The sequence below is a fragment of the Legionella hackeliae genome, assembly GCF_000953655.1.
GTDB lineage: Bacteria > Pseudomonadota > Gammaproteobacteria > Legionellales > Legionellaceae > Tatlockia > Tatlockia hackeliae.
Genome location: NZ_LN681225.1, coordinates 1,718,771 through 1,734,355, shown reverse-complemented (window position 1 = coordinate 1,734,355; position 15,585 = coordinate 1,718,771). Strand labels below are relative to the sequence as shown.

Sequence of the window (15,585 nt, the reverse complement as noted above, 5' to 3'; positions counted from 1 at the left end):
ACTTATGATCTCCATAATCTTGACCACCATCGAGTGGGGTGCTGCAAATACGCAAGATTATTCCAATACCATTGAACTGAATTTTTTTGCGTTTGTTTTTGTAAAAAAGGTATGTCGGCTTGGTGGGGATATTTAATAAATACCAAACTGTTTTTGTTGGGAATCAGAGGCTTGGGTAAATTATCAGATTGTTTGACAATTTGCAGAAGAATTTCATCATCAGTAAGTATGTTTTCTTTTGTTACAGGGGCAAACTCTCCTTCTCCCCACAGCCATAATCCATTGATAATATATTTGTTTTGTCGCTGAGTATTTAACAAATTTGAACTGAGAAACATTTGTAATTCAGTAATAAGACGTTGCCAGAAGAGTTCGTTGTCCAGAGTATTGAGTGTGGGCATTAACGATTGATGCAGCAAGGTATAGACAGATTGACTGTGAATAGCGGGTTTGTTATCAATGTTTAATAACCAGGTAAAGGCATTGTGATAGAACATCTTGATGTCATTGCCTTTGAGAAAGTCAGCAACCTCAGCAAACCATTGACGTGACTCTGCGTCCTCTAATTCCAGCATCTCATCTGTGGCTATGATCATTGCATCATTATGCGTTGCTTCCCAATGAATAGGTGATGCAATTAACCAACGTCCTTCGAGTTGGTGATAACGACGTAATAACTCTGCCAAGGGAGGATTTAATGCATTTCCTCCCAGACAAGTTAAAACATTTGGATAATAGCCGCCTTGACTATGTAGTGGTTTACTGTCAAGAGGAGCTTCCGTTGCACCATTAACCACGATTTGCATTTAAACTGCCTGTAAAAAGCCGTCTCGTTTAAATAATGCTTTTAGATTACGTAAAGCTTGACGGGTTCGTTGATGATTTTCAATCAATCCAAAACGAACATAGCCATCACCTTGTTGACCAAAACCAATGCCTGGTGACACTGCAACATGGGCTTCCTGAAGTAAATATTTTGAAAACTCAAGTGAACCTAAATGGCGATAGTTGGCTGGAATCGGAGCCCAAACAAACATTGTGGCCTTGGGTTTTTCTACATACCAACCGATATCTTGTAAGCCATCACATAAAACATTGCGTCGTTGCTCATAAAGTGCTCGAATTTCGTGTACACAGTCATCAGGTCCTTCAAGAGCTGCTATCGCTGCAACTTGAATTGGAGTAAATGTCCCGTAATCCAGGTAAGATTTGATACGTGTTAATGCGGCCACAAGCTCTTCATTACCACAGGCAAAACCAACACGCCAACCGGGCATGTTGTATGACTTTGACATTGAATAAGTTTCTATTGAAACATCAATTGCGCCTGGTACTTGAAGAATCGATGGCGCTTTATAACCATCAAACACAATGTCCGCATAAGCCAAATCATGAATAATCCAAATTCCATGCTTCTTCGCTAAAGCAACTACACGCTCAAAAAAACTATAATCAACGCAGTGGGTGCTAGGATTGGCTGGAAAGTTAATGACTAATGCTTTGGGTCGTGGCCAGGTTTGTTCAATTGCCACTTCAACAGCTTCAAGAAATTGTGTTTCATCGATTAAAGGAATTTGCTTAACGTTTGCACCTGCGATGATAAAACCATAGGTATGTATGGGATATGCAGGGTCAGGAACTAAAACCGTATCACCAGGACCACTAATTGCCAGAGCAAGATGCGCTAATCCTTCTTTGGAACCTATTGTGGTTAAAACTTGTGTTTCGCTATTCAGTGTGACGTCATAATTTCTTTTGTACCAGGTGGCCATAGCCCGACGCAAACGTGGAATACCTTTTGACATCGAATAGCGATGTGTGTCTGGACGTTGTGCAGTTTCAATTAACTTGTTAACGATATGAGTTGGTGTAGGCTGATCAGGATTTCCCATACCAAAGTCAATAATATCCTCGCCTCGCGCTCGCGCCTCAGACTTAAGCTGAGTTAATGTATTAAATACATATGGGGGCAAGCGTTTAATTCGGGGAAATTGACTCATGTTTTTCGCCTCTATGTTATAATGAGCCAATAGTATAAATTATTGATCGATTAAACACCATGCATATCAACTTGGAAGCAAATGATAAACATACCATTCAAGCTTATAGCGAAAAAATGTTACAAATTGATTCCGCGGTCTATAATCAGAGTCTGATTGTTAGTAGTCATGAAATTATCACAGACTGGGCCATTAAAACGATAAATGATCTTAATGAAGATACGCTATGGCCACTTCTGAAATATCAGCCCAAAATTATCCTTCTTGGACATAACCAACAAGGTAGATTTGCCTCCCCTTTGCTCGTTGATATGCTCGCCAAGAAAGGGATTGGCTTGGAGTGTATGTCAATTGGAGCGGCTTGTCGGACTTTTAATGTTTTACTAAGTGAGCAGCGTGAGATCACCTTAGGAATTATTTTTGAATAATTCAATAGTTATTTGAAAGTAACTCGTTTCTTAGTATTATCATCCTCTTTACGTAAATGGAGTTATGTGAATACCATGAGAGGTTATCTGATTGCATGTTTATTGTTTTGTTCTGCCGGATGCACTCATTTAGGTCCTCATGTAATCAATAAAGATCGCCTTGACTATAACCAGTCATTGCAACATACCGACGCTAAACAAATACTTTTTAATATAGTCAGAGCTCGTTATGTTGAATCGAGTTATTTTCTGCAAATCAGCAACATTACAGGACAATATTCCTTAGGTGCGCATACATTAGGTAGAGGCTCCTGGTTTTCCGACAACCAACTATTTCGTAGTAAAACCCTCACGGCAGAGGCTGGAGCAGATTACCGTGATTCTCCCACAATTAGTTACATTCCATTGGAAAGTTCTGGTTTTGTTAAATTGGTGTTGCAACCTATTCGACTGAATGAAATTTATTTGATGAGCTATGGTGATAATAAAGAAATTGATGCGTTGTTGCGTCTTGTTGTTAAACGTATCGATAACTTAATTAATATTGGTAGCGCATCATATCCAGACTCTCGAGTTTTACCCCAGTATGAAAGGTTTGATCGATTAATTGACTTGATTCGTACTCTGCATTTAAGAAATCAATTAGGTTATTTTTATATTGATGATCCAAAAGACAAACATTATTCACTTTATTTTACAAAAGAAGGAACAAACACCCCTGAAGCACAGGAGATAAGACGATTACTTGGCGTTCGAGGTCGAGTTTCTGAGATAGTTTTAACTCAGCAATTTAATCCTCCGGCGGATAATTCGGTATTCGTTCAAACTCGTTCAGTGTTAGGTATTATTTCAATGTTATCCCACAGTGTTATTGTGCCTGAAGTTCACAAACGAAAAGGATGGGTGGAAATCACCAGAGATAAGCAAGGAAGAGAGTTTAACTGGGATCGAGTTATGAGTGAAATGATGACTATTTACTCCTCTAAAGAGGCGCCAGCAGATGCGTATGTCAGTATTTATTATAGAGGTTATCATTTCTTTATTAAGGATTGTGATATTAAGTCTAAATTAACGTTGTCCATTATTCAGCAATTCATTTCAATGAAGAGTACCTACGATGAACGAGAAGGACCGCAACTAACATTGCCATTAGGTTAAATGAAAGTACCGTAATCGCTCGCAATGACGAGAGTTTTTTTATGCATAATTCCTCGGTGATGGGCTTAATCAGGGATTAGGAGAATTAAGTTAACCACTGACTTGAATAACAACTTCCTTGGCATCTGACAGACCGTGATCATCGACCACCCTGACTATATATTTCCCTGCCTTGGCTGTCCACAGAAAAGGCTTGTCCGGGGTTGTTTTGCCAACGAAGGTCTCGTTAACAAACCAATAGATTGTGCGAATATCTGCGTCGGTTACTGCTGTAAAAGGAACTTTAGTTTTCTGTGATGAATGAATGCGAACAATGTAACTTAACTCAGGTTGTGGGGATGTAATTTGCGGGCTCATTCCTGAATTACCGATAGCGGAACAGTCAGGAGCAAAGGCGGGTGGAACTCTGCGTTGTATACCGGCTTGCTTGAATATTTTAAGTAAATCACTTGGCCAAAACTCATAAACCTCGAATTGGGTGTTTTCGTCAAAGTGACAAGTGCGCAACCCTGTTTTCTTATCAATGGCCACTTCGCGATAGATGGTATCTGATTTGATAGGAGATTTACCAGGTATAAACCAAGTCATTTCTTTGTCTTGGCAATAACGAGTGGGTAGCATTCCGGAAGCTCGACAAACCTCAACATGTACCAGATGAAGATGTTCTGGATATTGTTCAATAATGGGCAAGGAACCTTTTTCTTGTTGAATGGCTTCGATTAATTCAAAAAATAAAGGTGCTGCAATAGTTTTACCTACAAAAGCAGGATTCCCTTTATTGTTGAAATTACCAATCCATACAGCGAGAACATAAGGACCAAATGAGCCCACAGTCCATGCATCTCGATAGCCAGAAGAAGTCCCTGTTTTCCATGATACAGAAAGACCTGAACTTTGTTTTGCAAACGTATGGAAATCAGGACGAGGCGTATCTTTCAGTATATCGAGAACTAAAAAGCTTGCCTCAGGACTTAGTAACTGCTCACCCCTATCAACAGGTTGGCTTTCTCTAAAACGTAAGCGACGCCATTGTCCTTTATTCACCAGCATAGCGTAAAGCGTTGTCAACTCTTGCATACTGACTTCTGCCCCACCCAAGGTTAATGCTAAACCATAATAGGATTCTGGTCTTAAATTACTAATATGAGCTTTTTCCAAAAATTGATGAAGACTCAGATTCGTTAATTGACTAGCAAGATAGATTGCCGGGATATTACGACTCAATACTAAGGCATCTTTAGCCTTGATTGGGCCCATAAAGTCGTAGTCAAAATTCTCAGGATTATAACTACCAAAACTACGCGGCACATCTTTTAGGACGGTATTAGGATGAATTAAACCTTGATCAAAAGCGAGTCCATAAACAAAGGGCTTCAATGTTGAACCTGGTGAACGTTTAGCATCTGTTCCGTTAATTTGTCCCCCGATGTCTTTATTAAAAAAATCTACCGATCCAATTAGACTTCTTACCCCCATATCGCGGGTATCAATGAGTAAAACAGAGGCATTATAAACCCCTATGTATTTTTTACGTGCGACATAGTGATTTGTTATCCGAGAAAGAATAGTTTGTAAATGAATATCTAAAGTAGTCACTATATCTTGTGTCTTTAATGAATAATCATTTAATACGGAATAAACCAAATGAGGAGCAACAAAAGGCATATCATGCAAACTTCGCATTTCTAATGGCAGGTTAATCGTTGACTCTTTGTTTCTGTCTTCAGGGTGGTCTTTAATCCATCGAGAAAACAATTTATAACGAATTTCTTTAAGATTTTCATTGCGGGGTGTTCGTTTAATTGGATTTTGTGGAATAACACTTAGTGTTAGTGCCTCATGTAAACCCAGTTTACTGGCTTGTTTATCAAAATATATTAGACTCGCGGCCCCTACTCCTTCGATATTGCCTCCATATGGAGCAAGATTAAGATAAGCCTCAAGAATTTCTCGTTTACTGTAATGCATTTCAAGCTGCAGCGCGCGAATGACCTGCCAAATTTTTCCTGATAATTTCTTTGAATTAATCTGATAGCGGATGCGGGCAACCTGCATGGTAATGGTTGATGCCCCAAGACGACGTGATTTAACAAAATAGGTTTGCCAGCCAGCTTTCAATACTGCAACAGGATTAATTCCATAGTGCCAATAAAAATATTGGTCTTCTTGTAATAGTGTAGTATTTATCAATTGTGGAGAAATTTGTGACAAAGGTGTAAAAAGCCGGTATTTATCGTCATGACTGAGCGTAAGTCTTAATAAATGATGCTGATTGTCATAAACTGCAGTCGAGAAACTAATCCCTTTTAAAAGAGGTGGTTTAGGAGAAAAAAATAATAACGCCCATCCACTGACAAACAGTGTAACAAGAGTTATGCTAAGTATCTTTAAAAGTCGTTTCATAATATGCAATGAGCTCTTCCAGCTCACATTTACGTGTAAAAAATTTAAGCTGTGCCAGGTCAGCTAATTACCCTATGGCACGGAGCTAACCCTGTCAAGTTGGATATTATATGAACAAACAATCATTTTACCGGTTTTTTGCTGCAATAGGTGCTTTTTTTGCTCTTTTAGTAGGCCGCTTAAACTGGACAAGTCCACCCTGGGTAGTTCATTTGCGTCGTCAGGCAGGCACACGACCAAAAACCTTCTGGGCTGGGTTGATTGGTATTGTACTATTTTTAATCGCTTCTGGATATGGTTATTATTGGTATAAAAATTTACCCAGACCTCAATTAATTACTGCTGCGATTACCACACCGAAAATAAGTGCTATTCAAGATGACACGCTGGTTCCAGATATTCTTGTGATTGATTTTGGTATAAACAATGTAAACTCAAGCAATGCTAATGCAAATTCATCTGATTCAAATTCCGAGGGTGAAGAAAGTGGTTTTACTACAAAATCAGTAGCGCCTCTTAAGCAAATAGGAAAAGTCGTTAATGAAGGAGTTGAGATTCAACCCGCCATCAAAGGCCGATGGCTTTGGGAAAGTGATAGCCGATTAGTGTTTACGCCGGAAGAAGATTGGCCTGCTGGACAAACCTATCGAATTCATTTTTCAAAAGGATTTTTTGCTCCTGAAGCAAAAATGGAAAGTTATGATTATTCGTTTGCAACTCTGCCCTTTGAAGCAAAAATTACGGAATTTTCTTTCTATCAAGATCCTGTGAACCCTAAATTAAGGCAGGCCATCGCTACGATTAATTTTAATTTTCCTGTTGATCCTGCAAGCTTCGAAAATAAAACGTCATTAATGCTTGAAGCAGTAAAAAATGGCAAACTTGATTTGAATGCACAGCATTTTAAATTCAATGTGACTTTTGATGAAAACAAACGGGTAGCTTATTTGCGCTCAGAAGAACTATCGTTACCTGAAGTTTCTCGTTACTTGGTGCTCAGGATCAAGGAAGGTTTAAGAGCTCAACATGGTCCAAGTGAAACCAGTGGTACATTAACTAAAAATTTATTGATTCCTGACATTAGTAATTATTTTAAAGTAACGGAAGCAAATGCCTCGATTATTCGCAATGAACAAGATAGGCCAGAGCAGGTGTTGGCACTGGAAACCTCACTTGGGGTGACTGAGGCTGAGCTTAAAAAATCGTTACATGTGTATTTATTGCCAGAAAATTATCCTGCAACAGCTACCGAGGCTGAGAAAAAGAATTATGAATGGCAGACTCCAGGAGAAGTTACGGCGGGTATTTTAAAGTTATCAACTCCCCTGCCTCTTCAAGCCATTCCAGCTGATCGCAATTATGCAACGTTACATAGTTACAAATTTAATGCGCAAAGCCCAAGGTATATTTACTTAAAAATGGATAAAGGAACACGAGGATTTGGTGATTTTGTATTAAATAATGACTATGCAACAATTATTAAAGTGCCTGAATACCCTAAAGAAATTAGCTTCTTGCACAAAGGTGCTTTGCTGGCTCTAAATAGTGAAAAGAAACTGTCTGTACTAATTCGTGGTCTGCCTGCGGTCAAATTTAATTTTGCGCGTGTATTACCGTCCAATGTGAATCAATTAGTGACCCAGACACAAGGCGATTTCAATAATCCTTATTTCATTAATCAAAGTTTTAATCAGCAAAATATCAGTCAAATTTTTTCTGAAATTCAACAATTTGATGCGTCGGATTTAACAAAACAGCAATATACTGCCTTGGACTTTGCGAAATATCTTGCAGCCACCACCAATACTGCGGGACCACAAGGCTTGTTTTTACTGGAGGCTACGGGTTGGGATTTACAAAATAATTCACCACTTGATGCAAAGACCAGTCGTTTAGTTTTAATTACCGATCTTGGCCTGGTTGTTAAAGACAATCGTGATGGTAGCCATGATGTATTTGTGCAGTCGATTACAGAAGGAATTCCACTGCCTAATGTTAACGTGAGCGTATTAGGTAAAAATGGGCTCCCTCTTTTAACCTATACAACGGATGCACAAGGACGGGCAAATTTTCCAACACTCACCGATTTTATTGATGATCGTGAGCCTGTTGTTTATTTGGCAAGTCTTGGCAATGACGTTTCTTTTATTCCTTATAATAATCCTAATCGACAACTTAACTACTCACGCTTTGATATTGGCGGCATTTACACCAATCAGGATCAACATAGCTTAAGTGGCTATTTATTCTCCGACCGAGGTATCTATCGTCCCGGTGATACGGCTCATATCGCCCTGATTGTCAAACAAGCCTATGCACAACCGCAGCCACCAGGGTTAATGGTAGAAGCAACCGTAACTGATCCTCGTGGGACGACTATTCGCGATGAGAAATTTACGCTTGATGCGAATGGCTATGCAACGTTTGATTTGGAAACGAATGCGGCGTCACCTACTGGCCAGTATTTAGTGAACCTATACATTGTCAAAGACCAGCATGCCGATAGTTTGTTAGGATCCACGTCAATACGTGTGGCAGAATTTCAGCCGGATAGAATGCGTATTAAATCGAACTTTTCTGTCAAATCTACTGAGGGTTGGGTTTCACCTGCAGGATTAGCGGCTCAAGTACAACTTTGGAATCTTTACGGTGCTCCAGCGGTTGATCGTCGCGTAAGTGCTAAACTCCTGCTATCACCAAAACGAGTGGAGTTCAAAAAATATCCTGAGTACATTTTTTCAGATCCCCTGGTTGATCCTGAAAAGCCAGCCAAGGTATTTACAGACACATTACAAGATACAAAAACGAATGATAAAGGCGAAGCACAATTTAACTTAAATCTAGATCGCTTTGACAAAGCAACTTATCAACTTACCTTCTTTGCCGAAGGATTTGAGGCTGAAGGTGGACGAAGTGTAACTACGCAATCAACTGCGCTGGTGAGTCCTCTTGCTTATTTTGTTGGTTATAAATCTGATGGGGATTTAAAGTATATCAAGCAAAATAGTCAGCGGAATGTGCATTTTATTGCAGTCAACCCTCAATTGAACCAACAAACCGTAGGAGACTTAAAGCTACAGTTAGTTTCTTTACACCCTGTTACGACATTGGTTAAAAAACCAAATGGGACTTATCAATATCAATCTATTATCCAATCAACGGTTGTTAGTACTAAGCCTTTTGCAATTAATGAGCAAGGTACGGATTACATTTTACCAACAGAGCAAATCGGTGATTTCTCACTAAATGTCCTTGATCAAAATAATACTGAGTTGAGTCATTTTAAATTTAGCATTGTCGGCGCAAGTCAGTTGCCTCTTGCTAAAAATGCTGAGTTAAGTGTCAAACTTAATAAAGAGGAATACAAAGCTGGTGAAGATATCGAGCTTCAAATTACAGCCCCTTTTACCGGAGCAGGATTAATCACCATTGAGCGAGATAAGGTGTATTCTACACAATGGTTTAAAACAGGTACGACCAGCTCCGTACAGAGAATTCATATTCCCGAGGATTTTCAAGGCAATGGCTATGTCAATGTGGCATTTGTACGGGATTGGAATTCACCGGATATTTTCATTAGTCCTTTAAGCTATAACGTGACCCCTTTCCGCGTTGATAACGATAGTCATAGTATCCATATCACATTAAATACCCCTGAACTAGGACGCCCTGACGAACCATTTACTATTAACTACAGTAGTGACAAGCCTGGTAAAATTATTGTTTTTGCAATTGATGAAGGCATTTTACAGGTTGCTAATTACACAACGCCGGATCCACTCTCCTTCTTCTTCCAAAAAAGAGCATTAGAGGTTTTAACACAACAAACAGTGGATCAAATTTTGCCGCAGTTTATTAAAGAGCGAGAGCTTTCTGCCGTAGGTGGCGATGATGGGGAGTTGTTAGCACAGCACCTTAATCCATTCAAGCGAAAAACAGATCTACCTGTTACTTATTGGTCTGGAATTGTCGACACAGACAGCACGCCGCGACAGTTAACTTATAATATTCCTGATTATTTTAATGGTACATTGCGTGTAATGGCTGTTGCTGTGTCTACAGATTCCGTTGGGGCGACAGAGAAAAAATCTGAAGTTCGCGGTAATTTTGTGATAAATCCCAATACACCTACCTTTGTAGCTCCCGGCGATGTTTTCGAAATTACGGCGAGTATTGCCAATAATGTTGAAGGCTCTGGTGCTGATGCAAAAGTATCTGTGCAGCTAACTGCAACACCTGAACTTGAAATTGTAGGCCCTGCCAAAACAACATTAACTATTAGTGAAGGTAGTGAGCAAACTGTGCGTTTTAAATTAAAAGCCAGGTCAACGCTCGGGTCTGCAACGATGACCCTGGTGGCGAATACGAATGATAAATCCAGTTCCATGGATTCAACCTTAAGTGTTCGTCCTTCAACGGCGTTTACCACCTCTGTAACAAGTGGTAGTGCTCAAGAAGCGACTAAATCGTTGACTGTCGATAGGACACTTTATCCTGAATACCGTAATGTTACTGCAGCACTCTCAACAAGCCCTATGATTTTAGTGACGGGCTTGCAACAATACCTGGATAACTTCCCTTACGGTTGTACTGAACAATTAACCAGTAAAGCAATGCCGCTACTAGCTATGGCAAATCAGCCTTGGTTTACAAAAAATCTAACAGGCATTGAAGAAAAGGTAATAACTACAGTGCAATTGTTAGGTCAACGGCAATTGTCCAATGGTAGTTTCAGCTATTGGCCTGGCGCTGGAGATAGTTATAGTAATAATTTCTCAACTGTTTATGTGATGCATTTTTTAACAGAAGCTAGAGCTCAAGGTTATAGCGTGCCTTATGATATGTTTAGTTCGGGTCTAGGCTACCTGAGAGATTTGGCTTCACAAAATCCCACCTCGTTTGATATGGCTCGTATTCAGGCTTATGCAATTTACATTTTGACTCGAAACGAAATTGTTACAACCAATTATTTTACGAATTTGCAACTGTATTTGGATAAAGAACAGCCACAAAAATGGCAATCCGATCTTACAGGGGCATATATTGCTGCCACTTACCAACTATTGAAAAGTTCTAGTGAGGCTAATCAATTAATTGATAAGTTTAAAATTCAGGCGCAGGTTCCTGACGCCACTGATTTTTATGACAGCAATATCGCCAATGCGCAATACCTCTACCTAATTGCACGTCATTTTCCTGAGCGCTTGCCACGGATTGGTAATAAACTTGTCATGCAGTTAATTGCTGCTATTAATAGCGATGAAATAAATACCATCCTCTCTGGCTATACAAGCATGGCTCTAAGTGCTTATGGACAAGCTGCACCTGCTGAAGCAGGTGCTCTCTCTATTAGTGAAGTATTAAATAATAATACGCAAAAAATACTTTCTACAGCAGATAGTAATTATGGTCAGGCAACGGTTGATGACAATACTAAACAAGTTATATTTGGTAATCCCAACAAACTAACCTATTTTTATCAACTAATTCAGGCTGGTTTTGATAAACAATCACCCAACAAAGCAACTTCACAAGGCCTGGAGGTCTATCGTGAGTACCGTGATAACAAAGGGAATGTAATCAGCAGTATGTCTTTAGGAAATGAAGTTGAAGTCCATATTCAAATACGAGCACTTGATAATCGTTATTTGAACAATGTTGCTATTGTTGATCTCTTGCCAGGGGGATTTGAGGTCGTTAGTGACTCAGTAAACTCTCAAAATATAAACTATGCTGATGCACGTGAAGATCGCGTAGTATTTTTTACAGGTGTAGATTCTAATGCCAGAGAGATTGTTTATCGTATAAAGGCGACTAACACGGGTCATTATCAGGTACCGCCTATCTTTGCGGAGTCAATGTATGATCCAGCTGTCAGAGCAAATAGTGCAGCAGGAACCATTGAAGTTACTAAATAATTTGGTGCCTTTGTTGAGAAGGTCTTGTCTTTAAGACAGACCTCTCTTGCCACTCGTTTTTAACAGGATGAAATTATAGCCAGGGAGGAATGGTTTAATATTAAAATTTGGTGCAAATATGCCGTTTTATGTCAATGAAAAAACAAAAGTTATTCTCAAAATCCGTGCAGGAAAACTTTATCAAAACACCCTGGCCACTGCAGGCATTCAAGACCTTGAGCGCAATGTTCCTGGGCAATCGCTCGCTTTGAGTTATATCAAAAATGGAAAAATATTCCGTTTACCGGAACATCAAACCCCTCGAGCTGAGTCTGCAGAAAAGATTTGTTGGTTTGGCGCTTTTAAGCGCAAATATTATGGTCCTTTTTTTCAGGGACAGGAGCGTCAGGTTGAAAAAAAGATTTCAGAGTATCATAAAGTGTGTAAAGGGCTAGAAAAACTTAAAACAGAAGAGAATGCTATTGTTGACTGGTTTAATGAGCAATTGGAGCAGACTGAAATTTCTGATGATGCGGGAAATGTTTCAAAAGAGAAGGTTTTTGCAGCCTTTTTGTTAAAAAATTATTCTTTTCCATCGAATGCTGTACCGACTCTCCTTCAAGCATTCTTAGAGTGTCAGGAAGCAAGTGATTTTACTTATTTTGTTTTAAATCGCCAGGATAAACAGATAGTTGATGCTGCAATAAAAGTTAGTCAGCAATTTGGTTTTAATATTGAGGAAGCAGTTAAAGAGGAACTTGCTTCAAAGAGTCAGGATAGTAACCTGCAGGAAATGTCATTGGGTGAATTGGCTTGTTATTATGACCGTGCTGTGGTCCATTATATTTGGCAGTTTCATTACACCCCGTCATCCTGGCATCCAGCGAAAGGGTTAGAATCATTCCTTGAAGAGTTAAGAAAGTACGAAAGCCCTTTTTTGGCAGAAATTGATTATAGCTTAATTAGGCAATTTGCTGTAAAGCCAACATTGCAATTCACCTCTCCTGATGATGAAGGATATCTTGTGCATGATGTTGTTCCGGTGGAGGAAGAAGAGACCGGGGAAGAAATTCACATTGTCAAAATTATTGGTGCGGACATGGATAATGATGGTTATTTTTATTTTCTTGACCCTAATGACACCAGTACTCCTGGACAACCTCGAATAGCCCACCGTATTGCTAAAGATCTTTTCTATCATATATTGCTCGATGTACATGATGTGGGTGTCGAAAAATCAATGTCTGCTCCAACATTGCCAGTTGTTCTTCAGCGTGCAAAAAGCGATATAGACAATGAGATTGTCGCCTCTCCCAAACGCTTGTCAAAAAGACAACATAGCCCCGCTCCTTACTCGCCTGTTTACTTGCGAAAACAAGAAGACAGTGACACTGAGCAGGCTAATAGCCCAAGTTTAGTTCGGCTCAAAAAACATAAGGAAACGAGTAGAGAGCCATCAGGTTTTGATAATAACTTTAAACCCTTCTAGATTCTCAAAATCTTGATTTTAAAAAAAAGATTGAGGTTCTTATTATAGAAAAGAATCTTGTGCTAATCTGAAGAAAAGGACTACCAAGGGACATAAAAGTGAATGGAGCGGAGTTAGTTATTAAATGCCTTGAGGCACAGGGAGTTGAATATATTTTTGGCCTTCCTGGTGCAAAGGTTGATGCAATTTTTAATGGACTGCTGGATTCAAAAATTAAACTAATCTTATGTAGGCATGAGCAAAATGCTGCTTTTATGGCAGCAGCCTACGGACGTCTGACCCAGAAACCGGGAGTTGTTTTAGTAACCTCTGGTCCAGGCGTTGCCAATTTGGCTACAGGACTGCTTACTGCAACGACAGAGGGCGATCCAGTAATTGCTCTTGGCGGTAATGTTTCTCGTGCCATGCACTTTAAAAAATCCCACCAGGCTGCGGACAATACCAAGCTTATGGAGGCAGTCACCAAGTACAGCGTTGAAACCATGAGCGCGTCAAATATTCCTGAGGTTATAGCAATGGCATTCAGGCAAGCCCTAAATCCACGCGCAGGAGCTTGCTTTATTAGTTTCCCACAGGATGTTTTGACAGAGGAAGTAGAAAGCCCTGTCATTAAACCTCATCAAAATGGTGAAATCTCAATGGCCTCGGGAAATACAATTAACAAGGCGGTTAAATTTCTTACTGAAGCAAGACTACCTGTACTTTTTCTTGGAGAAGAAGCAAGTCATCCTAAAAATGCTGAGGCAATTCGTACATTACTTAGTCAGACTAAAATGGCCACCATAAGTACTTATCAAGGGGCTGGTGTTGTTTCTCGTGAATTATTTCCCTGCTTTGCAGGGCGTGTCGGTCTTTTTTGTAACCAACCAGCAGATAAGCTGCTTGATAAAGCTGATGTTGTATTGACGGTTGGATTTAATCCTGTTGAATATGATCCTGAAGTTTGGAATCCCAAAAATAATAAAACGATTATTCACCTTGATGCTACTTTTTCAGAGGTCCGTCAGTCCTACCAACCTCAGTTGGAGATTCTAGGGTCAATCTCTGACAATATTCTGTTGCTTAAAGAAGCGCTCACAAAAAACAAGGTATGTGGTGATTTATCGCATGCAAAAATTTACCATGATGCTTTAAATGAAAAAATTGCTGAGGGCAAAAATAAAACGAAGTTCCCCATTCACCCGCTTCGATTTATCTATGAATTACGTCAGTATGTCGATGACGATACATTACTTACTTGTGATATTGGCACAGTGTATATGTGGATGGCTCGCTATTTTCTCATTTATAAGCCGCACCATTTAATGTTTAGTAACGGGCAACAAACCTTAGGCGTGGGAATGCCTTGGGCTATGGCAGCAAAATTGGTTTATCCTCGTAAGAAAGTAATTTCAATCTCAGGGGACGGTGGTTTTCTATTTTCTGCACAGGAACTAGAGACAGCTGTAAGGGAAAAATTACATTTTATTCATTTCGTTTGGACAGATGGATGTTACAACATGGTAATGGAACAGGAAATGATGAAATACAAACGCAGAAGTGGGGTTGATTTTGGCAAGATTGATCTGGTGCATTATGCCAAAGCGTTTGGTGCTGAAGGTTATGTCTTGAAAAGTCCTGACGATATTATTCCAGTGCTAAAAGAAGCTGAACAAAAAACTGTTCCAGTCTTAATTGATGTTCCCATTGATTATCGGGATAATCCTGAGCTTTTTGCAACGATTGATTTGGATAAGGTAATCTAAGGAAAGAATATGTTGACTATACTTGCTTGGCTAGTCTTAAGAATCGTTTTTGCTGGATTTTTTCTTTACGCTTGTTATGGTTTTGTGCGAAATTGGCCAGCAGCAAAACAAACGGCAACACTAATTTATCCCAGGTATGCTAATTTTCAGGCGATAAGCATGCTAATTTGGATGTTTGTAATCAGCATTTCCATTTTATTGGGCATTTATGGGCGTATTGGTGGAGCATTGGCCTTGCTCTTTTCTTCAATTGGTGCTTATGCCCATTACACCTGTGCTCACAAATTAACGTCAATTCAATTATCCACAACAGCTACTGATGAAGATAAAAAATTACTGGAGGAAGCAAAAGCAATTGGAATGGTCGGTCATGTCACTTCTGCTCAGAAAAATTATGTAATAGCCGCAATGTCATTTTTCTTTATGCTGCTTGGTACAGGACCATGGAGTGTTACCTATTTATAA

The 15,585-nt window shown here is 39.5% G+C and carries 9 protein-coding genes; 6 read left to right on the top strand and 3 right to left on the bottom strand.

Features of this window, described 5'->3' with window-relative positions:
* Nucleotides 1-2 precede the first annotated feature (2 nt).
* Together LHA_RS07750 and alaC are read right to left on the bottom strand one after the other, a co-directional pair.
* Nucleotides 3-806 carry a hypothetical protein gene (locus tag LHA_RS07750; RefSeq protein WP_045106035.1) on the bottom strand — a complete coding sequence of 268 codons (804 nt, stop codon included), beginning with the start codon at nt 804-806 and terminating at the stop codon, nt 3-5.
* Nucleotides 807-2,000 carry an alanine transaminase gene (gene alaC, locus LHA_RS07745; RefSeq protein ID WP_045106034.1) on the bottom strand — a complete coding sequence of 398 codons (1,194 nt, stop codon included), beginning with the start codon at nt 1,998-2,000 and terminating at the stop codon, nt 807-809.
* A gap of 59 nt (nt 2,001-2,059) precedes the next feature.
* On the opposite strand from alaC, the gene LHA_RS07740 reads away from it, so the two are divergent.
* Nucleotides 2,060-2,428, top strand: coding sequence for an MTH938/NDUFAF3 family protein (locus LHA_RS07740; RefSeq protein ID WP_045106033.1), 369 nt, complete (start codon nt 2,060-2,062; stop codon nt 2,426-2,428).
* 66 nt (nt 2,429-2,494) lie between these two features.
* A complete protein-coding gene (locus LHA_RS07735) occupies nt 2,495-3,586 on the top strand; it encodes a hypothetical protein (RefSeq protein ID WP_147292330.1) in 1,092 nt (363 codons plus the stop codon).
* Nucleotides 3,587-3,676: 90 nt separating this feature from the next.
* On the opposite strand, the gene pbpC is transcribed toward LHA_RS07735, so the two are convergent.
* Nucleotides 3,677-5,989, bottom strand: a complete 2,313-nt coding sequence (gene pbpC / locus LHA_RS07730; RefSeq protein ID WP_045106031.1) for a penicillin-binding protein 1C — start codon at nt 5,987-5,989, stop codon at nt 3,677-3,679.
* Nucleotides 5,990-6,099: 110 nt separating this feature from the next.
* Here pbpC and LHA_RS07725 point away from each other — a divergent pair, with 110 nt between their 5' ends.
* The 4 genes from LHA_RS07725 to LHA_RS07710 all read left to right on the top strand — a co-directional run bounded on the left by LHA_RS07725 (nt 6,100) and on the right by LHA_RS07710 (nt 15,585).
* On the top strand, nt 6,100-11,907 hold the full coding sequence (locus tag LHA_RS07725) for an alpha-2-macroglobulin family protein (protein ID WP_045106030.1): 5,808 nt from the start codon (nt 6,100-6,102) through the stop codon (nt 11,905-11,907).
* Between the two features lie 118 nt (nt 11,908-12,025).
* Entirely contained in the window at nt 12,026-13,375 is a 1,350-nt protein-coding gene (locus LHA_RS07720; RefSeq protein ID WP_045106029.1) for a hypothetical protein, read from the top strand.
* A 98-nt stretch (nt 13,376-13,473) separates the two neighbouring features.
* Nucleotides 13,474-15,120 (top strand): acetolactate synthase AlsS, encoded by a 1,647-nt coding sequence (gene alsS, locus LHA_RS07715; protein ID WP_197541151.1) that lies wholly within the window; start codon nt 13,474-13,476, stop codon nt 15,118-15,120.
* Between the two features lie 9 nt (nt 15,121-15,129).
* Nucleotides 15,130-15,585, top strand: coding sequence for a DoxX family protein (locus tag LHA_RS07710; protein ID WP_045106027.1), 456 nt, complete (start codon nt 15,130-15,132; stop codon nt 15,583-15,585).

Coding starts and splice junctions, on each gene's coding strand:
- LHA_RS07750 (WP_045106035.1), bottom strand. CDS start 806: ATGCAAATCGTGGTTAATGGTGCAACGGAAGCTCCTCTTGACAGTAAA.
- alaC (WP_045106034.1), bottom strand. CDS start 2,000: ATGAGTCAATTTCCCCGAATTAAACGCTTGCCCCCATATGTATTTAAT.
- LHA_RS07740 (WP_045106033.1), top strand. CDS start 2,060: ATGCATATCAACTTGGAAGCAAATGATAAACATACCATTCAAGCTTAT.
- pbpC (WP_045106031.1), bottom strand. CDS start 5,989: ATGAAACGACTTTTAAAGATACTTAGCATAACTCTTGTTACACTGTTT.
- LHA_RS07725 (WP_045106030.1), top strand. CDS start 6,100: ATGAACAAACAATCATTTTACCGGTTTTTTGCTGCAATAGGTGCTTTT.
- LHA_RS07720 (WP_045106029.1), top strand. CDS start 12,026: ATGCCGTTTTATGTCAATGAAAAAACAAAAGTTATTCTCAAAATCCGT.
- LHA_RS07710 (WP_045106027.1), top strand. CDS start 15,130: ATGTTGACTATACTTGCTTGGCTAGTCTTAAGAATCGTTTTTGCTGGA.